General features: G+C 33.4%; 23 protein-coding genes. 15 read left to right on the top strand and 8 right to left on the bottom strand.

Going from position 1 to position 25,541, the window contains the following annotated elements; translation table 11 throughout:
* Positions 1–48: 48 nt before the first annotated feature.
* From pyrG to BKH45_RS07405, 3 genes are read left to right on the top strand one after another with little or no spacing between them, the layout of a single operon-like run.
* Positions 49–1,680 (top strand): CTP synthase (glutamine hydrolyzing), encoded by a 1,632-nt coding sequence (gene pyrG / locus BKH45_RS07395; RefSeq protein ID WP_095274838.1) that lies wholly within the window; start codon positions 49–51, stop codon positions 1,678–1,680.
* The gene (gene recJ / locus BKH45_RS07400; RefSeq protein WP_095274839.1) at positions 1,677–3,248 is read left to right on the top strand and encodes a single-stranded-DNA-specific exonuclease RecJ; all 1,572 of its coding nucleotides are present in this window, start codon (positions 1,677–1,679) and stop codon (positions 3,246–3,248) included. The genes pyrG and recJ overlap by 4 nt, the downstream gene beginning before the upstream one ends.
* Positions 3,236–4,138 carry an RluA family pseudouridine synthase gene (locus BKH45_RS07405; protein WP_095274840.1) on the top strand — a complete coding sequence of 301 codons (903 nt, stop codon included), beginning with the start codon at positions 3,236–3,238 and terminating at the stop codon, positions 4,136–4,138. Before recJ ends, BKH45_RS07405 begins: the two co-directional genes overlap by 13 nt.
* Before the next feature lie 313 nt (positions 4,139–4,451).
* Here BKH45_RS07405 and BKH45_RS07410 read toward each other — a convergent pair whose 3' ends face one another.
* The 5 genes from BKH45_RS07410 to dnaE form a co-directional block, all read right to left on the bottom strand.
* Positions 4,452–4,766, bottom strand: a complete 315-nt coding sequence (locus tag BKH45_RS07410) for a thioredoxin family protein (protein ID WP_095274841.1) — start codon at positions 4,764–4,766, stop codon at positions 4,452–4,454.
* A gap of 13 nt (positions 4,767–4,779) precedes the next feature.
* Complete coding sequence (locus BKH45_RS07415; protein ID WP_343286794.1) at positions 4,780–5,829, bottom strand: YeiH family protein; 1,050 nt, start codon at positions 5,827–5,829, stop codon at positions 4,780–4,782.
* Between the two features lie 97 nt (positions 5,830–5,926).
* Entirely contained in the window at positions 5,927–6,787 is an 861-nt protein-coding gene (locus tag BKH45_RS07420; protein WP_095274843.1) for a tetratricopeptide repeat protein, read from the bottom strand.
* A gap of 71 nt (positions 6,788–6,858) precedes the next feature.
* Positions 6,859–7,611, bottom strand: coding sequence for a pseudouridine synthase (locus BKH45_RS07425; protein ID WP_095274884.1), 753 nt, complete (start codon positions 7,609–7,611; stop codon positions 6,859–6,861).
* Complete coding sequence (dnaE, locus tag BKH45_RS07430; RefSeq protein WP_095274844.1) at positions 7,608–11,225, bottom strand: DNA polymerase III subunit alpha; 3,618 nt, start codon at positions 11,223–11,225, stop codon at positions 7,608–7,610. The genes BKH45_RS07425 and dnaE overlap by 4 nt, the downstream gene beginning before the upstream one ends.
* A gap of 935 nt (positions 11,226–12,160) precedes the next feature.
* On the opposite strand from dnaE, the gene BKH45_RS07435 reads away from it, so the two are divergent.
* The 5 genes from BKH45_RS07435 (at position 12,161) to BKH45_RS07455 (ending at position 16,131) form a co-directional block, all read left to right on the top strand.
* Complete coding sequence (locus tag BKH45_RS07435; RefSeq protein WP_180675698.1) at positions 12,161–12,712, top strand: phosphoadenosine phosphosulfate reductase family protein; 552 nt, start codon at positions 12,161–12,163, stop codon at positions 12,710–12,712.
* Positions 12,713–13,033: 321 nt separating this feature from the next.
* A complete protein-coding gene (locus tag BKH45_RS07440) occupies positions 13,034–13,429 on the top strand; it encodes a DUF1090 family protein (RefSeq protein WP_095274846.1) in 396 nt (131 codons plus the stop codon).
* Between the two features lie 82 nt (positions 13,430–13,511).
* Positions 13,512–13,916: a DUF1090 domain-containing protein gene (locus BKH45_RS07445; RefSeq protein WP_095274847.1), complete on the top strand. Its 405-nt coding sequence runs from the start codon at positions 13,512–13,514 to the stop codon at positions 13,914–13,916.
* Positions 13,917–13,988: 72 nt separating this feature from the next.
* Positions 13,989–15,533, top strand: a complete 1,545-nt coding sequence (locus BKH45_RS07450) for a Na+/H+ antiporter NhaC family protein (protein ID WP_095274848.1) — start codon at positions 13,989–13,991, stop codon at positions 15,531–15,533.
* A gap of 145 nt (positions 15,534–15,678) precedes the next feature.
* The gene (locus tag BKH45_RS07455) at positions 15,679–16,131 is read left to right on the top strand and encodes a hypothetical protein (protein WP_095274849.1); all 453 of its coding nucleotides are present in this window, start codon (positions 15,679–15,681) and stop codon (positions 16,129–16,131) included.
* 5 nt (positions 16,132–16,136) lie between these two features.
* Here the strand turns inward: BKH45_RS07455 and BKH45_RS07460 are convergent, their stop codons facing one another.
* Together BKH45_RS07460 and waaF are read right to left on the bottom strand one after the other, a co-directional pair.
* Positions 16,137–16,721, bottom strand: coding sequence for a flavin reductase (locus BKH45_RS07460; protein WP_095274850.1), 585 nt, complete (start codon positions 16,719–16,721; stop codon positions 16,137–16,139).
* Entirely contained in the window at positions 16,711–17,739 is a 1,029-nt protein-coding gene (waaF, locus tag BKH45_RS07465; protein ID WP_095274851.1) for a lipopolysaccharide heptosyltransferase II, read from the bottom strand. Before waaF ends, BKH45_RS07460 begins: the two co-directional genes overlap by 11 nt.
* 97 nt (positions 17,740–17,836) lie before the next feature.
* Between waaF and hisS the strand changes: the two genes are divergently transcribed.
* Positions 17,837–19,159: a histidine--tRNA ligase gene (hisS, locus tag BKH45_RS07470; RefSeq protein WP_095274852.1), complete on the top strand. Its 1,323-nt coding sequence runs from the start codon at positions 17,837–17,839 to the stop codon at positions 19,157–19,159.
* 5 nt (positions 19,160–19,164) lie between these two features.
* Here the strand turns inward: hisS and BKH45_RS07475 are convergent, their stop codons facing one another.
* On the bottom strand, positions 19,165–20,319 hold the full coding sequence (locus tag BKH45_RS07475) for a metallophosphoesterase (protein WP_095274853.1): 1,155 nt from the start codon (positions 20,317–20,319) through the stop codon (positions 19,165–19,167).
* A 102-nt stretch (positions 20,320–20,421) separates the two neighbouring features.
* Between BKH45_RS07475 and BKH45_RS07480 the strand changes: the two genes are divergently transcribed.
* The 6 genes from BKH45_RS07480 to BKH45_RS07505 are packed head-to-tail and all read left to right on the top strand — an operon-like array spanning position 20,422 to position 25,531.
* On the top strand, positions 20,422–20,868 hold the full coding sequence (locus BKH45_RS07480) for a low molecular weight protein-tyrosine-phosphatase (protein ID WP_180675700.1): 447 nt from the start codon (positions 20,422–20,424) through the stop codon (positions 20,866–20,868).
* A gap of 37 nt (positions 20,869–20,905) precedes the next feature.
* Positions 20,906–21,250, top strand: coding sequence for an arsenate reductase family protein (locus BKH45_RS07485; RefSeq protein ID WP_257874533.1), 345 nt, complete (start codon positions 20,906–20,908; stop codon positions 21,248–21,250).
* A complete protein-coding gene (locus BKH45_RS07490; RefSeq protein WP_095274856.1) occupies positions 21,247–22,599 on the top strand; it encodes an SH3 domain-containing C40 family peptidase in 1,353 nt (450 codons plus the stop codon). The genes BKH45_RS07485 and BKH45_RS07490 overlap by 4 nt, the downstream gene beginning before the upstream one ends.
* A complete protein-coding gene (locus tag BKH45_RS07495) occupies positions 22,596–23,453 on the top strand; it encodes a zinc ABC transporter substrate-binding protein (RefSeq protein WP_095274857.1) in 858 nt (285 codons plus the stop codon). The genes BKH45_RS07490 and BKH45_RS07495 overlap by 4 nt, the downstream gene beginning before the upstream one ends.
* Entirely contained in the window at positions 23,450–24,169 is a 720-nt protein-coding gene (locus BKH45_RS07500) for an ABC transporter ATP-binding protein (RefSeq protein ID WP_095274858.1), read from the top strand. Before BKH45_RS07495 ends, BKH45_RS07500 begins: the two co-directional genes overlap by 4 nt.
* Before the next feature lie 9 nt (positions 24,170–24,178).
* Positions 24,179–25,531, top strand: a complete 1,353-nt coding sequence (locus tag BKH45_RS07505; RefSeq protein WP_095274859.1) for an FAD-dependent oxidoreductase — start codon at positions 24,179–24,181, stop codon at positions 25,529–25,531.
* Positions 25,532–25,541 lie beyond the last annotated feature (10 nt).

Consider the following 25,541-nt stretch of genomic DNA (forward strand, 5'->3'; position numbering starts at 1 on the left):
TTTAACCACGATTTTACTAAGATAATAAAAAAATTTAAGAGAGCAAACATGAAATACACTAAATATATTTTTGTTACCGGTGGGGTGTTAAGTTCGCTTGGAAAGGGGATTTCATCTTCTTCTATTGCTACATTACTTAAACATTCCGGTTATCAAGTTTCTATCCTTAAAATCGATCCTTATATTAATGTTGATCCGGGCACAATGAGTCCATTGGAGCATGGAGAAGTCTTTGTAACTTTTGATGGAGCAGAAACCGATCTCGATATTGGTCATTACGAAAGGTTTTTGAATACGAATTTCTCCAAACAAAATAATTTTACAACAGGACAAGTTTATCTCTCTGTTATCGAAAACGAAAGGCATGGAAAATATTTGGGCAAAACCATTCAAATTGTCCCACATATTGTAGATGAAATTAAAAATCGTATTAAAAATGCCAGCTTAAATAGTGATTTTTTAGTTGTTGAATTAGGAGGGACTGTAGGAGATATGGAAGGTATGCCTTATTTAGAAGCAATGAGACAAATGAAACACGAACTTGGCAATGATTTGGTCATCAGTATCCATGTAACACTTATTCCTCTTATCAAGGCTGCCGGAGAACTCAAAACAAAACCCACACAACATTCTGTCCAAGAACTCCGTCGCATAGGTATCTCACCTCAAATTATTTTAGCACGGTGCGAAAAACCCTTAAGCAAAGAATTGAAGAAAAAACTAGCCCTTAGCTGTGATGTAGATGATGATAGCGTGATTGTTGCCGAAGATGCAGAAAGTATTTATAAATGCCCTATTAATTTCTTAAAGGAAGATATACTTACCCCTATTGCCAGGCGATTCAGACTTGGAAATCTTAAACCCAAAATGGATGAATGGGACATGCTTGTTAAAAAAATTATTTCTCCAAAAGATTCAATTACAATTGGTTTTGTGGGGAAATATTTAAGCCTCAAAGAATCTTATAAATCCCTTACAGAAGCCCTTGTTCATGCCGGAGCAAATATGGATACTCGCGTCAATATCAAGTGGATTGATAGTGAAAATCTTTATGATAGCGATCTTTCTGTGCTTGAAGATGCAGATGGCATCTTGATACCGGGTGGTTTTGGAGAAAGGGGGGTAAATGGAAAAATTGAAGCCATTAAATATGCTAGAGAAAATAAAATACCTTTTTTAGGAATTTGTTTAGGGATGCAACTTTCAATCATAGAATTTGCACGTAATGTTTTGGGTATCCATGATGCAAATTCAACAGAATTTGATACCCGCACAAAGAATCCATTTATTTATTTAATTGAAGATTTTATTGATCAGCAAGGCAATGAACAAATTCGCACACATCAATCCCCTATGGGTGGCACAATGCGACTGGGAGAATATCCTTGCAAGATCAAAAAAGATTCTAAACTTGCTAAAGCTTACAATAATCATCTTGATATCAAAGAAAGGCATCGCCATCGCTATGAAGCCAATCCAAAATATAAATCCAATTTGGAGTCTCAAGGGATGCTCATTAGTGGAGAATCTGCCAATGGGCTTATTGAAGCCATAGAGCTCAAAGACCATCCCTTTTTTGTAGGCGTGCAATTCCATCCGGAATTCACTTCAAGACTCCAAAGTCCCAATCCTATTATCTTAGAGTTTGTTAAAAAAACTTTAGAATTTCAAAATAAATGAATCCTTCTTTAAATAAGCAAACTATCCAACAACTTTTGGCGCAGAGATTTAAAGATGACATATTTGTATCTCCCAGCCAATTGCCCCATCCTCACAAACTCAAAGATGCACAAAATGCTGCTATCATCATTACACAAGCTATTAAAGAAGACAAAAAGATTCTTATTGTAGGTGATTATGATGTTGATGGGATCACATCAACTGCATTGATGATGCGATTTTTTTCTTTGATTGATTACCCAAATATTAGTTATGTTATTCCCAATCGTTTTAGCGATGGATATGGCGTTAGCCAATCAATATTAGAAAAAAATCCTGCTGATATAGTCATTACCGTAGATAATGGTATCAGCGCTTTTGAATGTGGGGAATATTGCTTGCAAAAAGGGATTATTTTTATCATTACCGATCACCATAGTATCAAAGACAAACTACCCCAAGCAAACGCAATTATCAATCCTCAACAAACACAATGTCTCTTTCCTCAAAAAGAAATTTGTGGCGCTGCTGTAGCATGGTATTTGTGTAATGCTATTAAAATAGAGCTGGGTTTAAAAATTTCTTTGATTGATTTGCTTGATTTTGTTTGTATTGCAACCATCGCAGATATGATGCCCTTAACCAAAGTCAATAAACTTCTTGTTAAAATTGGGTTAAAAAAATTTCAAGATTCTAATTCCCCTGCCAACAAAGCATTAAAAAGACATCTTAAGACTAAAAATATCATAGCCGCAGACATTGCCCACTATATTGCTCCGCTGATTAATAGTGCCGGGAGAATGGGGGATGCAAATATAGCGTTGCAACTTTTACTCTCTAATAACGAACAAGAAGCTGCAAAATTCTACAAAGAACTCTATCTTTGCAACAATGAGAGAAAAACTATTGCCAAAGATACTCTTCTTCTCGCTCAAGAAACTTCTTTAATAAGCAAAAATTGCATATTAGCTTATGGAGAGAATTGGCATGAAGGAGTCTTGGGAATTGTAGCTGCCACCCTCGCGCAATCCTATCAAAGACCTGCAATTGTTTTGAGTAAAAAAGAGGATATTCTCAAAGGCAGCGCTAGAAGTTATGACAATATTGACTTAATAGAAACATTCAATGCTCATTCAGAGTTTTTTATTCAATTTGGAGGGCACACAAAAGCTGTAGGACTCCAAATAAATCAACGAAATTTAGAGCCTTTTTTTGAATCTCTCAAAAACTTCCAAATGCCTCAAGTAAAACAAGCAGAGATATCAGAAACATTGGGTGTTTTAAATCTTGAAGAAATTGATGGAGAACTTCTAAGAATATTAGATCAATTTGAACCCTATGGGCAAGGAAATCCTCAGCCTCATTTTACTTGCAATAATCTCACAATCGCCTCTGCCCAAACTCTCAAAGCCCTTCATCAAAAACTCGAATTTGATGTCTATAATCGCAAACAAAAAGCAATGGTGTTTTTTTGTGAAAAATTTTATGAAAAGAATGATCAAGTCAATATTAACTTTAGTGTGCAAAAAGACAGCTTTAGTAATTGTGCTTTGATGATTGTCAAAACAATTCAAAAATGCCCTTTGTAACGAAAGCTTTCACGCTTAATAGTCCCAAAAAGGCTTTTTTATTTGTAATGCAAACTCTCCAATGCTCTCAAAAAGAAGCACAAAAGCATCTGGACAAACAAAGACTCAAACAAAATGATTTGCCTGTTCATAAATCTCAAATTATAGAAGGAAAAGTTCATTTAACCTACTTTGAACCTCATAACTTCAATCTTGCACCTATTTTTATTGCTCCTGATTTCGTTATCTATGAAAAACCATCAAAATTATTAATCCACCCAAAGGGCTATTTTAAACACCCTAGTTTGTGTGATGTTATCAAATCACAATTCGGGAAACAAGCCAATCCTGTCCATAGACTTGATTATGAAACAAGTGGTTTAATCATGGCTTCAAGAAAAAAACAACATGAAGCAGAACTTAAAAATCTTTTTGAAACCAAGCATATCTGCAAACAATATATCGCTCTTGTCCAAGGGCATATACAAACACCTCAGACAATAGACCTTCCCATCAAAGTTCCCCGCAAAACAGATAAATATGAAGACTTGAAGATTCAATGTGTTATTTCTCCTGAAGGCAAACCTTCTGTAACAAAAATTTTTCCTATTTTTTATGACAAGATAAAAGATACTACCCTTCTAAAGGTTATCCCCATTACAGGCAGAACCCATCAAATCAGAATTCATCTTGCTCAAATTGGTCATAAAATCATTGGTGAATCTCTTTATGGAGTCAGCAAACAAAGCGCTAGAGATTATCTCAATCAAAAATTTCTAGATTCTCAAACGCCTACTTTAATGCTTCATGCTCAAGTTCTTAGCTTTGATTACAAAAATACTTTCTACTATATCAAAAGCCACAAAAATTTTGGAGGAAATAAAATATTGCAAAAATATAATAACCCATAAAGTCGGCATTGATTTCTTAATTTTTTTTGGTAAAGCCCTATTATCAAATCTTATCTTATTTACCATACCATCAAAACTATAAACTATTTAATATTTAGAATTATAAAATACTCAACTTATTCAAAAACTTCAAAAAACAAGGTACTAAAATACTTATTCCATCAAAGCCCAAAAATTACCGCCAATTTATTAAAAAACTAAATTTATCTTCTTCTAACTGATTTTTGAATAATTTTTATAATCAAATTCCCTTCTATCTAGACTCTCAGTTTCTTTCCAACCTTCAAATTTTTCGAAATAAAGGATAATCGAATTATAGAATTTTCTTTAAAGCTGTCTCTATTAAGACTTTATTATCAGGCTCTACAAGTCTTTCTCCCACTTCTTTTCCATCTTTGTAAAAAATCAATGTAGGGATTCTACGCACTCCCAGCTCATCTTTTAGGGCTTCTTGGGCATCAATATTGATTTTATAAATTTTTATTTTATCTGCATATTCTTTTGCTAACACTTCCATAATTGGCTCAATTTTGCGACAATCCGGACACCAATTAGCTCCAAAATCAACAATGACACTCCCTTCTTTGGTTACTTGCTCAAATTTTTTTCTATCAATTACTTCAATCATTTATTCTCCTTGTTTATATAAAAAATTTTACCAGGCAAAATCCGCCTACTATCAGGATAGCAAACAATATCAATGCAAGTGTAAATGCTTTGCCTCCTGAACTTAAAAATTTCTTCAAATCAACTTGAAGTCCTAAGGCAACCATTGCAAACACCAAACTTACATTACAAAGATATTTTAGTATTTCAATAATTTCAGAAAGTTTTTCCTCAGTTATAAATTTAGGAGCTAAATAAGAAATATAAGAATTGACAATTACCATAGCCAAAAATCCAAAAGCAAACCATGGAATATGCAATTTTCTACGATTGCCCCCATGTGGATTATGAGCAATCAAATAAGGAATTACCAAAAGCAATGGCACCAATAAAATAACACGAATCATTTTAATCGTTACAGCTACTCCTTCAGCTTCAGGAGAAATTGAACTGGCCGCCCCTACAACATTTGCTACCTCATGAAGTGTAGCCCCAATATAAATCCCTTCTTGTGTATGAGTTAAAGGAATAATACCAATATTGTAAAGTATGGGGTATAAAAACATTGCGATAATGCCAAATATCACAACTGTCCCTACTGCTATGACACCTTTATAAGGTTCAGATTTGATTGAAGCCTCTAGAGCAAGAACAGCTGCAGCCCCACATACAGCACTTCCTCCACTTACAAGCATAGCGATATCTTTGTCAAGACCAAGAAATTTCACACCAATATAAGTCCCCACTGCAAAAATAATAACAACAACTATAAAAGAGATGATAATTCCGGGTGCGCCTACACTTGTAATCTCGCCTAGCGTTACATTAAAACCATATAAAATAATACCGAATCTCAGAAGTTTTTTGGCGCTAAAAGAAACGCCACGCTCTGTAGATTTTCTCGATCTTCTAAAGACTGATGAAGCTAACGCTCCAATAATAACACCAATCAATAAGGGTGATAAATGCAAAGCTTTTACAATATCAATATCAGCAAAATATAATGCAGCAAATGATATTGCTCCCACCAAAATTATCCCATTAAAATAACTATTTGCAATCACGGACTTTCTTGCATTTAACATCATTTACCTTTTCTATGAAGTTTTATGGGTATTCTACTTCAAACTAGAAAAAATAAACCTTAACTTGTTCAATAATTTTATAAAATAGAATTAACAATCAATCTTTTTTAATACCTTTTATTGTTTGAGTGGTATTTTTATTTTTTGTATCTTTAGCATTTTTGCTTTTATTGAGAGTATTTTCAAGTGTTTTATAATTTTCACAAGATTGTTTATTGCCCAAATCACAAGCTTTTTTGAAATAATTTATTGCTTCTTTAATGTCTTGATGAATAACCTTTCCTTCAGCATATAAAAAGGCTACATTTGAACAAGCTACACCAACACCTAAATCACAAGCTCGTTTTGAATATGCAAGAGTATTTCCAATATCTTTATATTTTGTAAAATACAAATCACTTGCATTAAAACAACCGGCTCCATTTCCTAATTCACAAGCTTTTTGACACATTGGCAATGCTTTATCTCCTTGTGCATCATCTTTATAAAATGCACAAGCATCCAAGCAACCATAAGGGTTGCCCAAATCACAAGCTTTAGAAAACATGCTTGCAGAATAATCTAAATCTTGAGTAACTCCCTCGGCATTTTTATACATTATGCCAATACTATAACAAGCTTGACCAAAATTTTTTTCACAAGAATCTTTGAAACGCTCCATTGCTTTTTTGTAGTCTTGTTTATCACGATCAATCACGCCTAAATTGTAACAACCCGTAGGATTACCTCCTTTGCAAGACTTATCAAATAATTCCTTTGCAGCATTTATATCTTTGGAAATATCTTGTCCTAAGGCGTATTTTGCGCCTAAATTTGCACAACTCTCCAAATCTCCTGCGACGCAATTTGTCTTAAGAGTAGAAATTTCTGTGCTATCTCCTTCTTTTGGGGCAGTCGGATCACTGCAACCATAAAAAAATACTCCAAGTATTGCTGAAATAAAAATCAATTTTTTCATCTTGTTCCTTATTGAGATAAATTAAAGCCAAAATTATATATATTTTTTGCTTATATCAAAATTTACATCATTTATTTATTCATAAAATGATGAAGTCTTTTGTATTCGTCTTTATTTAAAAATCTTGTTTTTCCTACAGGCAAGGCATTTAAATGAATCCAACCATAACGAATACGTCGTAAATCAAGCACATCTCTTTTGAAATAAGCAAAAAATCTACGTAACTCACGATTTTTTCCTTCATGGATGCATACTTTAAGTTTAGAAAAATGCACATCATCTTTGCTTATTTCATATTTTACAAAAGGTGCAAAACGCATTTTTTGAATCCGGCTTTTCTCATGCGCGCCTGCTCTGGCATCGTTAAGTTCTAATCCATTAACCATTCCCTCGCATATTTCTTTGGTAACTTTTCCATTAATTTTAAGAATATATTCACGCTCCAAATCGCTTTCCATTAGGGCTTGGGCAACCTTTTTATTATCACTGAGCAATAAAACGCCCTCTGATGCAAAATCAAGTCTCCCTACCGGGACAAAATGTGCGTATTTCTTATCTAATGTGTCATAAATTACCCGCCTATTTCTATCGTCTTTTTTGCTTACAATCTCACCCTTAGGCTTATGATAAACAATCACTGTATATAAATCTTCTTCTTTGGGCTTAACATACCTGCCATCGATAAAAACCCTCTGTCCTTCTTTCAAAATACTCTGAAAACCGGCTTTAGTTTTTTCAATATTGACTCTTCCCTCTTTAATTAACAAATCAGCTTCTCTGCGAGAATATTTTGTATGATGAGAAATGAACTGATTTAATCTCATAATATATCTAACCATTCAAGTTCGCAAAAACTTTCTTTAATTTTTGTATTTACCTTGAGATTACTTATAAATTTATATTTTCTTTCTGTGTCATCAATGAGTACTTGAAGCTCGCGTTTGCCTTCAAATTTTTTGGCTTCTATCTTGAGTTTTTCAATCAAACTTATTTGAGTGTTCTTCTTTAACACCACTGCCAAAGGACAAGTAGCATCGTTAAAATCTTGGGGTTTCATATCAAGAGGTATGCTCTCTTCTTCTTTTTGTTCAATAACTTTATACTCAAGTTTATTTTTTACTTTTTTTGCTTGTTCTAAGTCCATAATTTCAAACAAACGCAATTGTATTTTTTCTTCACGCTCTTCAATTTTGCACTTAAAGGCTAAGGGCTTGGAAATATCAAATTTATCTAGCTCTTGAAGGTGTTTTTCAAACAACATCAATTCAATCTTACCATAGAGATCCAGAATATCTGCCTTGCCATAGACATTTCCTGATTTGCTGACCTTTTTCTTGATATCAAGGACTTTACCTACAAGCATTATATTTGAACCAACTTCTAAATCCTCTAATTCTACACTTTTGGCTACATTTTTGATTGTCTTGATTTCTTTGGCAAATTCGTCCAAAGGATGCCCTGAAACACAAATTCCCAAACACTCATATTCATAATCCAGTAAAATTTTTGCATCATATTCATCTTCTTGTTTTAAATCCAGAGAAATTGTTTGTATTTCTTCAGATTCATAAATCCCTTCTAATAGTGTTCCCTCTACCTTTAGTTTATTTTTTGATCTCCCTATTTCACAAATTTTATCAATATTTTTTAGCATTGTCGCACGCGTATAACCAAGCCCATCCAGACTCCCTGTTTTTATAAGAGGTTCCAGAATTCTTTTGGTAAGTTTAGTAAAATCAACCCTGGAAATAAAATCTTCTAAACTTTTGAATTTACCCCCACTTTCTCTGACCTCAATGATATTTTTTAGAGGTCCTTCTCCTGCCCCTTTAATGGCGCTCAATCCAAAAATAATTTTTTTGACAGGCTTAGTATTTTCATCTTCAAAATCACCCACACTAAAATCAAGCATAGAAGTGTTGATATGGGGAGGAATAATTTCCATATCCAAAAGTTTAACTTCATCAATATATTTAGCCACAGATTCTATTTTGTCTGATTCGCTTGTCAGCATTGCAGCCATAAATTCATATTCATAATAAGTCTTTAAATAAGCAGTTTGAAAAGTCAGCATTGCATAAGCTGCGGAATGAGATTTGTTAAACCCATACCCTGCAAATTTAACAATCAAATCCCAAAGCTCTTCGGCTTTTTGTTTATCAAATCCTTTGCTTTGAGCTCCCAAAGCAAATTTATTTTTATTATCTGCCATAATTTGGGCATCTTTTTTTCCCATTGCCCGACGGATCAAATCTGCTTCTCCTAATGAAAAACCTCCAATGCTCCGGACAATTTGCATAACTTGCTCTTGATAAACAATAGTTCCATATGTCGGCTTTAAGATAGATTCAAGTTCAGGAAACATATATTTGATAGGCTCACTTCCATGCTTGCGATTCACAAAATCATCAACCATGCCTGACTCCATAGGACCGGGACGCCCCAAAGCAATAATAGCAATCACATCTTCAAAGCCGGAAGGCTTCAAACGCTTATTAAGTCCTTGAAACATTCCTGATTCTACTTGGAATATGCCCACTGTGTTGCCACTTTGCATAGTTTTATAAACTTCAGGATCGTCAGTATCAATCGTCAAAAAATCCAAATTCTTTTGGTATCGTTGTGAAATAAGCTTAAGCGCATCATCAATCACAGTGAGTGTTTTTAAACCTAAAAAGTCAAATTTGATCAAATCAACAGGTTCAAGATATTTCATCGAATATTGCGTTACAATAGCCCCGCCTGTTTTGTCGCTTGTATAAAGAGGAGTTTTGTGCCATAATTCTTTTTCGCTATCAACCACCAAAGCAGCTGCATGTTTGCCTGCATTGCGATTGAGTCCTTCAAGCATGAGTGAAAAATCCCAAACTTTTTTAGCAAGAGGATTGTTTTGAGTCAGTTCTGAAAGCTTAGGTTCAAGCTCCCATGCCCCATCTACCCATTCTCCATTTTTTTCATATTTTTGAAGCGTAATCCCCAGCTTATCAGGAATGAGTTTTGCCATGTCATCAGCTTCTTTATAGGGCATGTTCAGCACTCTTGCCACATCCCTGATAACACCCTTTGCAAGCATTTTACCAAAAGTAATAACTTGGGCAACATTATATTTGCCATATTTTCTAATCATATACTCAATAATTTCACCCCGACGTCTTTGACAAAAATCTGTATCAATATCAGGCATAGACACACGTTCAGGATTCAAAAATCGTTCAAAAAGCAAATCATATTTAAGAGGATCAATATTGGTGATTTTGAGACAAAATGCTACTAAGCTACCCGCTGCACTCCCTCTGCCTGGTCCTACAGGAATGCCATTTTCCCTTGCGTATTTGATAAAATCCCATACAATCAACATATAGCCGGGAAATTTCATCTTATTAATGACTTCTATTTCTTGCTCTAATCTGTCTTTGTAGATTTGATATTTTTCTTGGGGAATAATCTTTAATCTTTCTTGCAGTCCTTCTCTGGCCTTGTAGGCAAAATAACTCGCATCATCATTGATATCAAGCCCTTCTATTTTAGCATATTCTTGGGTAAATTTAAACTTTGGAGGTGTGGGAGGGTTATGTTTTTCATCTTTGAGATCAATTTCAAGATTACATTTTTGGGCAATTTCTTCTGTGTTTTTGAGAGCTTCAGGTATATCTGCAAAAAGTTTCGCCATTTGTTCGGGGGATTTGACATAAAATTCTTGTACAGAATGTTTGAGCCTATCTTTGTCATCAAGTGTTTTTCCCATTGCTACACACATTGCGACTTCTTGAGCATTTGCGTCTTTTTGGTTGGTATAATGTGTATCGTTAGTGGCAATAAGTTTAATCCCTGTTTGTAGCGAAATTCTAATTAATTGTTCATCAATAAAAGCCTGATCGGCAATCCCATGGCGCATAATCTCTATATAAAAATCATCCCCAAAAATATCTTGATATTCAAGTGCGACTTCCTTGGCTATCTCATAGCCTTTTGCACCAAACTTAATATTTCTAGGGTTATTGGTATTGAGTTGCCAACTTACCTCTCCTTGCAAACATGCTGAGGAACAAATAAGCCCTGCAGAATGCTCACGCAATATTTTTTTGTTGATTCTGGGATAATAATAAAATCCCTCAATAAAAGCCATAGAACTTAAATACATCAGATTTTTGTAACCTTCTTCATTTTTGGCATAAAGGCAAAGATGAAAACGTTGTTTAGATTCTTTGCTTGCCAAATCTTGGGCATTATGAAGGTAAGTTTCAATACCAATGATAGGCTTAATACCTTCTTTTTTCATCGTCATATAAAAATCAATAGCTCCAAACATATTGCCATGATCGGTCATACTGACACTTTTCATTCCTAAAGCTTTGATTTTTTTGGCAAGGGCTTTGATTTTATTAGCCCCATCAAGGAGAGAATATTCTGTATGCAAATGTAAATGTGTATAACTCATAACTACTCTTTCTCAGGTGTTCTTATTTTATCTTCAATAAGTGTATTTTGGCAATGCAAATAGCACAATGATTTATCAAAAATTATAACTTAAAATCCGGATAAAAAACAAATAACTCTTCTTTAAAAATATTAAAATCCTCAAATGCAGGCTAAAATATTTTAGCCTTAAAATTTAAGCTACCAAAATAAAAACTAAAATCCCTAAAAATTTTACTTTTGTCTTTTGATGAAATATTTTAGATTTTAGTTAAAAATTTAAAATATATAAAATAAATTTATTTATATTTAAATCAAATATTATTTTTTATAATAAACTAACCATAAATCACTAAAATATTCTTATTATTATTTCAATCCGGAACTCTGCTATAAAATCTTAATGAGGGGTATCTAAAATAAATTTTACTTATCTTGATGTTTTGAAACTTCAGAAGTTAATCTCTCAAAAGTTAAAATTTTGCTAATCTTGACTTTGATGAGAAAATTCTATCAAGAAATTCAAATAAAGACATAATTGTGTTATAAAACGTGTCATAAAAAAGATTTAAAAAGACTTTTGAAATCCAAAAGAAAGGGAACACAATGAAAAAGCTAAGATTATTCGCACTAATCCTGCAAATTGTCTTCTATTTGATAGCGATTTGCAAACTCTTCTTTTGGAGAAGAGACCCCGTTTAACGGGGTTGCTTAATCATTGTGTTAGCCAATTATACCACAGGAGACGCAAATGGACTTAGAATTTTTGCTAATCATTATTTTAGCAGGTTGGGTTGGGGTGAATGAGTGGCGATTAAATAAGCTTGAGAAGAAGATAAAAACATTCCAAGAAAGACTCTAACCATTGCCGGAGCCCGCTTCTATTGAACGGAAGTGGGTTTTATGGAGTGGAGACAACATTCCAATTTTTTAAAAGCGAGGTACCATAACATGGAAATGCAAGTTTTTCAAGAAGAAATCATTGATGAGAAATATTCGGAAAGCTCAAAACAATATTTGGATATAAATGTCCTTGAAGCCACAAAAGGTCGGCTATGGTTTGTATTGGATAACTTTAAAAATATCTGCATTAGTTTCAGCGGGGGTAAAGATAGCACCATACTCCTCCATCTTGTGCGTGAATATTTAAAACACAAACCCGAATTAAAAACAAAAAAGAATCTCTTTATTTATCACTTGGATTATGAAGCCCAATATAACCAAACCACAAAGTTTGTGCAACAAACCCTCCAAGAATGTAAGAAAGAAGGCTTTAAGATATTTTATATCTGCATGCCCTTCAAAGCCCAATGTGCTTGTTCGATGTATCAAACCTATTGGAGACCTTGGGCGATAGAAGACAAAGACAAATGGCTAAGAGAACCTCCAGGTTATAGCATTACAGAGGAAAACCATTCTTTTGATTTTTGGAGCAGGGATTTGAGCGATTGCGCTTTTAATGTTGAGCTATTATTAAAATTAATTTTAATAATAGCTTCTATAGAATAATTTTTAGATTTAAAACAAAGTGAAAACCAGTAAAATTAGAATGTCCTAAAATAGGCGACTATAAGGCTATGATCCGGATTATACCTCTAAAAACACTCGGCATAAGGTATTTAATGCTATTTGGAAACTAATTTTAACCTTAAACCACATAAAATAGGGACTTATAAAGTTTTGCAATCCCTCTCTCCCGGCCATTGAATTTATTAAATTTTAGTTTTTCCGCATTCTTTTATTTTTACAAATATCTTCTATTAAAGATTTATTCATATTTTATATAATTGCATATGTTATTGAGGCATTTAAAAATAAAAGGCAACAAAGATGGTTTTGAAGGTTTTTTTTATTATATTCCTATGGAGTTCTTTTGTATATGCAGGTCCGGTGTGCAAATATAAACTCAATGATTTTAAAGCTCAGATTGATTATGCAAAAAAAAATCATTTATCCCAAAAGGTCAAAAAACTAGAAAAAACTATGTCAGATTTTCAAAAAACTTGCAAAGATTCTGATATTTTGGCAGAAATCAACCAAAATATTCAAATAACTCAAAAAAATCTCCAACAAGCCCGGACAAACTTTAATAACGCACAAATTGAGGGCAATGCGCATCAAATCAGACAAACAAGCATACAACTCAAAATTGCAAATCTTGAATACATTGCTGCTAAACAAGAGCTTTTGAGAATGAAAGATTTATTAAAAACACAAAGACAATAATCTTTAGTATGATTTATTTTAAATTTTTAGGAGAAATTAGGCTATAATTCTATGTTTTAAAAAATAATTTTTAGGAGAAAAAATGAAGAAATTTTTTATTTTAAGTGCTGTAGCTTGTGGTATTTTGATAGCAGGACCTGTCTGTGATTTTAAAGAAAAAGATGTGCTTTCTCAGATTGATTATGCAACCAAACATAATCATAAAGATAAGATTTCAGGTTTGCAAAAAGCCTTGAAAGAATTACGAGATCATTGCAAAGATAATATCGTTTTAAGCGAACTTGAACTTGATGTCCAAAAGCTTGAAAATAAGGTGATTGAAGCAAAGTCAAAAATAACTCAAGCTCAAGCAAAAGGTAAGGCTGATCGTATTAAAAAAGCAGAAATGAAGTTAAGATTAATTGAAACAGAATTAGCCTCAAAAAAAGACGAACTTCAAAGGATGCAGGATTTAGCTAAGGGAAATAATCCTCAACCAAAGTCTTAAGCTAAGCTTTTTGGATTTTAAACTGCTATCTTTTTTTGGTATGATTGCATAAAATTTTTATGGGGGAATTTTATGGATTATGCCCATTCTGCTTTGAGTTTATTGGTTCCGGTTTGTGTAATTGTTATGGTTTTTCTCACCAAAAGAGTGGTGCTTTCTTTGTTATTAGGAGTGGTGCTTGGTGGGGTAATGGTAAGTTATGATAATTTTATTGGAATTTTTGTTTATATCTATGAAAAAATATCCTCTGTACTTTTTAGCATACAACACAATCAGGAAGGCAAGACAAGCTTAGTAATCAGTTGGGAAAGTGTATATGTATTTGGATTTTTGATTATTCTGGGCATACTTTCTCAACTTATTTCTCACTCAGGCGCTGTGAATGCATTTGTAAAATGGGCACGACAGCGTATAAAAAGTCCCCAAGGTTCTGAATTTGTCGCCTTTATTGCCGGGATTGTAATTTTTATTGATGATTATTTTAATGCCTTGACAGTAGGGCAAATTTCAAAATCTTTAAATGATGCAAACCACTCTACCAGAGAAAGACTTGCGTATGTTATTGATTCAACTTCTGCTCCTGTTTGTATTTTGATGCCCATTTCAAGTTGGGGAGCCTATATCATAGGGATTATGCAAAGTAGTGTTCCTCCATCTGTTGGCGATGGATTGTTTGTGCTTATTAGCAGCGTATGGAGTAATTATTATGCTTGGTTTGCGCTTTTAGCAGTATTTTTAACTATATATTGGCAAATCAATCTCCCTGCGATGAAAAAATATAAAAACGTTGGGGTTACAGATTTACTCCGCGATGATGATTTGAATAAATATTCAAGTTCAGTATGGCTACTTGTAATCCCTGTGATAGTCTTGGTTATTTCAATTGGTTCTATGATTTTATGGACAGGATATGATGTGGGAAAAGAATGGAAACTTTTGGATATGCTCAAAAATACCAATACGGCTTTTTCTTTATTTTATGGTGGTTTATTTGCTCTTGTGATAGCTTTTTTAGTTTCAATCAAACATATACGCAAAGATTCTCTGGCTAATCTTGCAGTAAATGGTGTTAAAAGTATGTTGCCTGCAATTTTGATTTTAATTTTGGCTTGGGCAATAGGACCTGTTATCCGTGATGATATGCAAACAGGGATTTATTTGGCGAATTTAAGCAAAGAGTTTTTATCTCAAGATATGGTTGTAATGATGCCTGTGATTTTGTTTTTGATTTCAGGATTTATTGCTTTTGCTACAGGGACCAGTTGGGGGACTTTTGCGATTATGCTTCCCATAGGAGTTAGTGTGGTAGGTGCTTCAGGAGGAGATATTCTTTTGTCGATTTCAGCTGTGTTAGCTGGGGCAGTATATGGAGATCACGCTTCTCCAATATCTGATACAACGATTCTTTCGGCAACAGGGGCGGGTTGCTCAGTGCAAAGTCATTTTATCACACAATTTCCCTATGCCACTACAGTTGCTGTAGTGGCTATGATTAGCTTTGGTGTGGCAAGTTTAAGTACATCGCTTTTGAGCGGTTATGGGGTTGGTATCGTTTTGATGTTGGGTATATTTTATTTTTATAAGAAATTTTTCAAACCCATTAAAAACATATCTTAAATCAAATAAAGGCGCAAAAGAGAGAGGCAAATTTAGTGATATTTTTGATTGAAATTTTCATAAATGAGGGCAAAAAATCTCTTAATATAAGAATATAAAGGTATGGTTTTTGCTTTAGCTAAGTAACTACCTTTAGGAGATCCCTATGAATATCCAAAATAACTCTACAGATTTAAAAGATATTTTTTCACAATCTTATCACCGGAATGTTTTATCTCCTTCTTTACCCCAAAATAACTCTCATTCTGAAGTTTCTCTTTTAGAAAATAATTTTCACAAGCCTATTGAAGATAGTTTTGTTCCCTCTAAAGAATATACGAAAATTATTGAACTCCAAGATCAAATTAAAGGTGGTTTTAAAGATGTGAATTCTTTTGTTGTCATATCGGAGAAACTTCACAAAGAAGGTATTCTTAACAATGACGATATGATAGCGGTAGATTTTTTGGCAAAAGAGAGTCCTAAGCCGGATTTTGATGAGTTTAATAAAATCATGCAAAATGATTATTTGAGTTTAGAAATGAAAGGGCTCATTAGCCGGCTTGTTCAAAAACTTGAAATGATTGATTATCTAAGCAAGGGCGCTATGAGTGCATAAACTTCTTAGAGATTTTTAGGATCAATAAGAGAACCGGGGAGTTGATAATATTTGCCTACTCTGCCTACATTCTGAAGCGTAAAGCGTAGGTCTTGTGTATAGATTTTATTATCAATGAAGCATTTTGTTGATTCAAGCAAGATTGTTTTGGAGTTTTTTCCAATCTCTAAAATATCATAAAATTCGCACATGAAACTCGCTTGGGAATTTTTGATAATAGGGGGATAATCGTTTTGGATTATTTCGAGATCAATGTTAAATTTGACTGCTTCAGAAATACCATATTCAAGCTCACCGGCAGAATCTTGAAGAGATTTAAGATTTTTTTGATTACACATGCAAATGGTGGCTTTTTTTGTTTCTGTAATATTCTTAAATGTGTCTTTGGGCGAACCATCACTTTTGGGAGTAAAGCAAATAGAAAATACGACAGGATCAGAACTTATAGGGCAAAAAAAACTAAAAGGAGCAAGATTAACAACACCATTTTGGTCTATAGTGCTTACCCATGCAATAGGTCTGGGGGTAATACAATTGGCTAGGATTTTATATTTTATTAAGGGACTTGTTTGGTCAAAATCAACAATCATTGTTATTCCTTTTAAGAATTTTATTTGCCTCTATGATGACCTCATCAGGAGTAATAAGCTTCATACAATTGTGGTGTACTAGGGGACAAACACGTTTTTTGCACGGAGAACAAGCTAATTTTTTGTTTAAAATAACAGCTTGAGAATGGCACCAAGGAGAAGTTTCTTGATCGTTTGTGGGTCCGAATATTGCAATTAATGGAATTTGAAGCGCTGTTGCAATATGCATAGGACCGCTATCATTGGTAATAAATAAATCAAGTTTGCTGATAGTGTCTATAAGCGTAGGGATAGTGGTTAATCCGGTAAGATTAGTGATGTTTTGTAATAATTGCTTATTCAAAGAGAGCTTTTCAATGGTTGTTATAATGTCTTTGGCAGAATCAATGTCTGATTGATTCCCAAATAAGACAATTTCATAATCTTTTTGAATAAAATATAAAATAGTTTCAGCAAAATATTCCTTAAGCCATCGCTTTGCACTCCCAAATGCTCCACCGGGGTTGATGCCTATTTTTGTTTTTATCTTGTGATAATGGTTATTTGAAGCAATGAGGTGTAATTTTGGAGTTTGTTTGATAATTTCAGATTTGCCAAGTTTCAACACAGGTTCCAATAAACAAGCATACAATAAAACCTGATGAATCTGTTTAAGGGGAATGAGCTTGCAAGTGAGAAAAAGCGAGCGTAAATTTTTGGAATAACCTATTCGTATGGGAGTCTGACTCCAAAATAAAAGCAAAGCAGAGAAAATATTATTTGTAAAGGTAATACCTATGTCATGCTTGCCAATCATTTTGGCAAATTGATAAGTGGCAAGAATTCTATTTTTATTTTTTTTGGTTTGATCAATAAAAGCAGAAGTAATACACTTATCTCTGGAAAAAAGCTCACAAACAGCAGGGGTGCCAATGATCGTGAAGGAGGCTTGAGGGAATTTTTGTTTGAGCAATTCCAGTGTTGGCGTTGCCATCACAGCATCGCCAATCCAATTTGGCAATCGTAATAAAATTTTCATCAAATAGCCTGTCCTTTTAGATTTTAACTTAAACTGAATTTTACACAAAAGTGGATAAAATTCAAGCATTGACTAAAAATTTTGGAGAGACTTAAGTATGTTAGTTGTCCCTAGAACTTTAAGCGGATTTAAAGATAGATTACCCAAAGAAGCTATGGCAAAAGAAAAGTTATTGGCAAAAGTTTCTAAGGTATTCGAAAGTTTTGGTTTTGTCCCTATTGAAACTCCTCATCTTGAATACGCTGATATTTTGATTAAGCAAGGTAGTGAAGAAATACAAAAAGAACTTTATCGATTTAAAGATCATGGGGGAAGAGATGTTGCGTTGCGTTTTGACCAAACAGTGCCTTTAGCAAGATTTATTTCTCAATACCACAATGAGGTTGATTTGCCTTTTAAACGTTATGTGATTGGGAATGTTTTTAGGGGTGAAAGAGCCCAAAGGGGAAGGTATCGAGAATTTACTCAATGTGATTTTGATTTTATCGGGAGTAATTGGATTGTTTGTGATGCTGAAATTGTGCAAGTTATTTATGCTTCAATGGCTTCTTTAGAGATCGAAGAATTTACAATTTGGCTAAATCACCGAGATATTTTGAATGGAATTTGCAAATATTTTGGTATCCATGAGAAAAAAAGTATTGATACCACTTTAAGAATTATTGACAAAATGGATAAAATTGGCAAAGATAATGTGTGTGCAGAATTGAAAAAAGAATTAAATATTACAGATAAAAAAGTTGAGGGTCTCTTAGAGGCAACAAGTATCAAACAAATTGGATCAGGGAGTGAATTTTTTTCTGAAATTGCTCAAATGAAGGGTTGGAATGAGGAACTTAAAAAAGGAATTGAAGATTTAGAGCGGATGTATGAAATTCTCTCAGAGCTTGAAATGGATAGAGATACTTATCGAGTAAATTTTTCTATTGCAAGGGGATTGGGGTATTATACAGGTATTGTGTATGAGACTACATTGAATAGGTTAAAAAGCTTAGGCAGCGTATGTTCCGGGGGAAGATATGATGATTTAACAAGAACTTTTTCTAAGGAAAAATTAAGTGGGGTTGGAGCATCAATAGGGATAGATAGACTTTTGGCAGGACTTGAAGAATTGGGTTTATTGAGTGGAAAATCAACGAGTGCTCGTATTTTGATTGTTTGTATGCAGGAAGCTTATTTTGCTTTTGCCCATAAGCTTGCAGAATCTTTTCGTCGGAGCACAGTAGCAACAGAAGTCTATCCTGAAGTCAATAAGCTTAAAAAACAATTTAGTTATGCCCACGCTAAAGGCCATGAGTTTGTTGTAGTGATTGGAGAAAATGAATACATAAGCCAAACAATCACACTTAAAAATATGACTTCCGGGATGCAATTGGATGGATTGAGTTTCCTTAAAGCGCTTGAAATTGTTAGAGAATAAAAAATTTATTTTGGTAAAAGAGTTATGAGAGTGATTTCTGAATGAGTTCCTATTCTCATGGGTGGTCCCCAAAATCCTGTTCCTTGATTGACATATAATACTTGATGAGAAGAAAGTTTATGTAATCCCATTAGATAGGGCTGTTGCAACAAAACTGCCAAACCAAAAGGGAAAATTTGCCCTCCATGTGTATGCCCACTTAGAATAATATCGATAGCTTTATCTTGGGTTTGATGAATAATTTTTGGTTGATGAGAGAGCAAAATAGTAGGGACATGGGAGTTTTGATTTAAGAGTGCTTCTTGGAGATTAGGGCGCAGATACCCCAGACGATTGCCCATAAAATCTGTAATACCTGCTATATTAATAAGTGGTTTATTTTCTTGGGTAATGGTAATATTTTGATTGATAAGGACATGAAACCCCAGATTTTCCATTTTTTGGACAATATTGTCAATATCATAAAAGTATTCATGATTGCCCAACACATAATAAACACCATAACTTGATTTTAGATTTTTGAGTTCTTCGACAGTTTGGATTACATTTGATGATTTTGTATCTATGATATCCCCTGTGAGGACGATAATGTCAGGATTTTGTTCGTTGGTGATTTGGACAATTTTTTTAACATAATCTTTTTGTATTAATCCCCCAATATGGATATCGCTTAATTGGACAATTTTTAATGGAAAAGTTAAATTAGCAACATAGATAGAGATTTTTTTTAGAATTAGTATTGATTGGGCGTTGTAGATACCATAGCCAATATAAAAGATGGAAAGAAGAATGAAAAGTTCTTGGAGATAACGGGTGTAGATTATTTGTCTATTTTTGCGGATAATGAAGCGTATAAAAAATGCCAAAAACTGATAAACAACAGTTGCAATAAATAATGAAAAAATAATCCCAATAGATAAAGATAATAAAAAATAGATCCACTGAGGGAGGGAGGAGTATTGTTTTAAAAATAGATAACAAACACTGCCAATGAAATTAATAATCATGAGAAATTTTAAACAATTCTTCACAATTTTTGAGTGGCTAAGTTGGTAAAATAACCCACGATAAACAACAAAATGAAGAATGAGAAAAACTATAGAAATCAAAAAAGGGAATAAATGTGTTTGCATTTGTATAATTTGTGGAGTATCTTGCATCAAATCCCTTTGGTATTGATTGGTATTTAAATAATTTTTATATTATACTTAAATAAAATTTAAAAAGTAATTGTTGATGTAGTATCTAATATTGAGGAAAAAATGAGAGTCTTATTTGTATGTTTGGGAAATATTTGTCGTTCTCCTTTGGCTGAGGGGATCGCAAAACATTATGCCCAAAAGTTATTTTTGGATATAAAAATTGATTCAGCCGGGACTTCAGGGTGGCATAATGGTCAAAAACCTTGCGAGGGATCTGTTGCAATAGCCAAAAATCATCATATTGACATTTCGGATTTCAAAAGTCGAAAAGTAAGTCTATATGCAGATTCTTGTTTTGATTTAATTGTAGGAATGGATAAAGCAAATGTTTTAGATTTGCTCCAAATGGGGTTTGAAAAATCAAAGGTTTGTAAAATAGGAAAGTTTGGTTTAGAAAATGCAGATATTCCAGACCCTTACTACTATAAAGATAACAAAGGTTTTGAATGTATTTATCAGATGATAGATACAGGTGTAAGAAATTTGTTAAATTATTATTTCAAGTAAATTTCTAAAATTATTTTTAAGGAGATTGGTAATGCTTATGTTTGGGATTAAAAATTGCGGTAGCGTGAAGAAAGCAAAAGATTTTTTTGAAACAAGGGGTATAAAGTATGATTTTATAGATTTAAAGATTCATAAACCCACCTTATCTGATATTCGCAGATGGGTAGAAAATAAAGGAATTGATAGAGTATTGAACTCAAAGGGTACTACTTATAAAAAGTTAGGACTAAAAAATATGAATTTAGATTTATCTGCTAAAATTAAATATTGTTATGAGAATCCTTTGTTGCTCAAGCGTCCTATTATCGATAAAATTGATGGAGATAAGATAATTGTTGGGTTTGATGAAGGGGAGTATAAAGAAACTTTTGGGCAAATATGAAATCACTTTTTTTATCTTTTTTAATATTATTTTTAGTTGGGTGTGCAAGTAAAAATGCTCCATTAGCAGATTTATCTCTCCCTCAAGATGCAAATTTTTATATCCAACAAGGACAAGAGATTCATTTACCTCCCAAAGCACTTGAAAATCTTAAAGAAAACTATTTGAAAATTTGGTTTTCACCTTGGACAACTATGGAAGTCAATCAAGATAAGAATGAAGTTTTCTGGATAGGACCTTCTTTGCTCAAAAGCCCTGGTTATGGGGAGAATTTGAAGAAAAATTCTTTGGAATACACAAGTAAAATTTATGCGGATATGGATATAGAGCATTACCCAAGTGTTGCAATAAAAGCTATCATCACAACAGATACTAATGTGCGTGCAGTGCCTACAGATAAACCTCGATATAATTCTCCAAGCGGCTATCCTTTTGATAGATGGCAAAATTCTTTGATTTTTCAAGGTACTCCTGTGTTGATTACTCATTATGATATTACAAAACGATGGGCGCATATTCAAAGTAGTTTTGTTTATGGTTGGGTAAAGGTAGGGGATATTGCCAGAATTCATCCAAAAGATATCACTTATCTTTTGTCATTAAAAAACTATGTAGTTCCCAATCAAGACAAAATACCCCTTTACGGTCCTAAGGGCAATTTTTTAACAGATGCGCGCATAGGAGAGATATTTGCCCTAAAGCCATCCGGGCATCCGGATAAACAAGACTCTATGGCTAAAGAAGTTTATGTTTATAAGAAAAATTTAGATGGGTATGGGGTTTTCATTAGCGCTAAAATAGAGGATTCGGATTTTAGTCCTTTTCCAAAAAGAATGGATGCTATCGCCATGGCAGGTATTGTGAATTCTATGTTGGGAGAAAGCTATGGCTGGGGAGGTTCTTTGGAAAATAGAGATTGCTCTGCTTTTACAAGGGATAGTTTTGCTAATTTTGGTATTTTGTTGCCTAGAAATTCTGCTTCTCAAGCTAAATATGCAAACAATATGATTGATTTGAGCAAAATGAGCGCTAAACAAAAAGAGCAATATATCATCAAGCATGCCACTCCTTTTGCGACAATTTTATGGCTTAAGGGGCATATTATGCTTTATATAGGGACATATGAAGGTAGGGCAATAGTTGCCCATAGCGCTTGGAGTATCTCAACTTCAAATTTATTTTCAAAAACTCAAAACATTTTGGGAGGAGCTGTGATTACAACACTTTGGGTAGGAAAAGAAAAAAATGGAATTTTATTTAAATCAAAGATGTTAATTGATAGAGTATTAGGGATGTCTGATTTATATGATTATGCTTTTCATCTTGAAAATTCCGGAGGGAAAGAGTGAGATTTTTTTTAGTTATTCTCTTGCTGGGAACATTTTCTTGGGCAACAAATAAAGTAAATGTGATTGTGAGCGTTATTCCTCAAATCTATTTTGTTAAAAAGATTGGGGGAGATTATGTCCATGTGAGCGCAATGGTCCCTGATGGGAGAAGTCCGGAAACATATGAGCCTCTTCCGAGTCAAATCAAGCTTATTAAAAATGCTGCTATTTATTTGGGTGTGGGGATGGAGTTTGAAAAGATGTGGCATGATCGTTTCATGGGAGTGAATCCTACAATGAAATTTGTAGATTTATCCAAAGCCCTCAATCTTTTCCAAACACATAACTCAAGCCATAGCAATAACCTTCATCATCAAAAGCATGATCCCCATATTTGGTTGTCCATAAAATTTGCAAGAATCCAGGCTCAGAAAATCTATGAAGTTCTTTCTCAAATAGATGTATCTAATAATTTAATTTATAAAGATAATTTAAATAAATTTTTAAAAGAAATTGATAATATTGATTCAGAGATTAAGATAATTTTTGCGCAACCTCATGCACAAAAAATATTTGTTGTCTATCACCCGGCTTTTGGTTATCTGGCAAATGAATATGGGCTTGAAGAAATTGCACTTGAAAATGAGGGTAAATCACCAAAAACAAAACAATTAATTGCAATGAGAAAGCTAATCCAACAAAAAAATATTAAAGTCATTTATATCCAACCTCAATTTTCTAAGAAACGTATCCAATCTTTGGCAAATGATTTGAAACTAAAGGTGTTGGAACTCGATCCTCTCGCGCCGGATTGGGAAAAAAATATGGTGTATATAGCTAAAATGATTGCCACACAAGGAAAAATAAGTCAATGACACTTCTTGAATGCAAAGCCTTGTCTTTTCGTTATGGGAATGAGTATGTGCTGGAAAATATAAATTTTTCAATCATGGAAAAAGATTTTTTGGCAGTTATTGGTCCTAATGGAGGTGGAAAAACAACATTGATACGGATTTTATTGGGGTTATTAAAGCCAAATAAAGGAGAGATTGTTTATCCTAATCCTTTGATGTTCGACTCTCACAGTTTGATTGGCTATGTTCCCCAAGACACCACTATTAATAGCGATTTTCCTATACAAGCTATTGATGTGGTAAAAATGGGATTTTTGAAAAAAAGTTTTTTAGGTTATAAAGTGAGTAAAAAAGAAACATATATTGCTTTTGAAATGCTTGAAAAATTAGGGGTAGCACACTTAGCACACTATAGGATATCGGAGCTTTCAGGAGGACAGAGGCAAAGGATTTTGATAGCTAGAGCACTTTGTGGTAATCCAAAATTGATTATTTTAGATGAACCCACTTCAAGCATTGATACAAAAACTCAAAGTGAAATTTATAAAATATTAAAAAACTTTAATACCTTTCATACTATAATTGTGATTAGCCATGACATATCTATATTGTTGGGATATGCTTCAAGAGTTCTTTATGTCAATAAAGAAGTAATTACGCATAAGCTTCCAAATGTAAATTTAGATACAAATGGGCACATATGTGAAGTCGATCTGCTTGATAGATTTGCAAATTAGGAGTGATAAATGGAAAATGAATTTGATGTCGTGATTATAGGTGGAGGTATTTCCGGATGTGCATCTTTTTATGTTTTGAGTGAATATAGCAGTATTAAAAAAGTTGCCATTGTAGAAAAATGCGATCAGTTAGCAAAAATAAGCACAAATGCGAAAGCAAATTCTCAAACCATTCATGATGGCTCCATTGAGACAAATTATACTGTTGAAAAAGCTAAAAAAGTCAAACTCTCTGCTTTTAAAGTGAGACGTTATGCTATGAATAAAAATTTGCAAAATAAAATTATTTTTGAAAATCAAAAAATGGCTATTGGTGTGGGAGATGAAGAATGCGCCTTCATGAGAAAAAGACATGAAAATTTCAAAGAAGTTTTTCCCGATCTGGAGTTTTTTGATAAAAAAATTATCAAAGAAATTGAGCCTAATATAATTTTGGGGACAAATGGGGGAGATAGATTAGAAAATGTTGAGGGTTCAGGATTTAGAAAAGATTGGTCTGCAATGAATTGGGAGCTTTTGGCTGAAAATTTTGTTTCTGAGGCAAAAAAGATAAATCCTGAAGGCGAGGTATTTTTGAATTTTCGTGTAAAAAAAATAGAGCAGCATGCCGGTGGTTATACACTTATATCAGATAGATCAGACAAGATTCATGCAAAATTTGTGTTAGTAGATGCAGGGTCTTATTCTTTACCTTTAGCACAATCTATGGGTTATGGTTTAGATTTGGGGTGTTTGCCGGTTGCAGGAAGTTTTTATTTTGTGCCTGATTTGCTTAGAGGTAAGGTTTATACCGTTCAAAATCCCAAACTTCCTTTTGCTGCTTTGCATGGAGATCCCGATGTGGTTATTAAAGGCAAATCGCGTATTGGACCTACAGCGCTTACAATGCCAAAATTAGAAAGAAATAAGCATTTATTTGGAGGCATTAGTATGGAGTTGCTTAAAATGGACTTAAATAAAGAAGTTTTTAAAATTTCTTGTGATTTGCTTTCTGATAAAGAAATTCGTGATTATGTTTTTAGAAACATAGTTTTTGAGTTGCCTTATATTGGAAAACGAAAATTCCTTAAAGATGCACGTAAAATTATTCCATCTTTGAAGCTTGAAGATCTTGAGTATGCAGAAGGATTTGGAGAGGTTCGTCCTCAAGTACTTGATAGGACTAAAAAGAAACTTGAACTTGGAGAGAAAAAAATCTCTACCAATAAAGGGATTACTTTTAATATGACGCCTTCACCGGGAGCTACAAGTTGTTTGCAAAATGCTTTGGTGGATGTCCAAGAAATTACTACATATTTAGGGGCAAATTTTGACTTAGAGAGATTTTATCAAGATCTTTCTCCGGAGGAATTAAATCATTAATAAGTTATCC

This window comes from Helicobacter sp. 11S03491-1 (genome assembly GCF_002272835.1).
GTDB lineage: Bacteria > Campylobacterota > Campylobacteria > Campylobacterales > Helicobacteraceae > Helicobacter_J.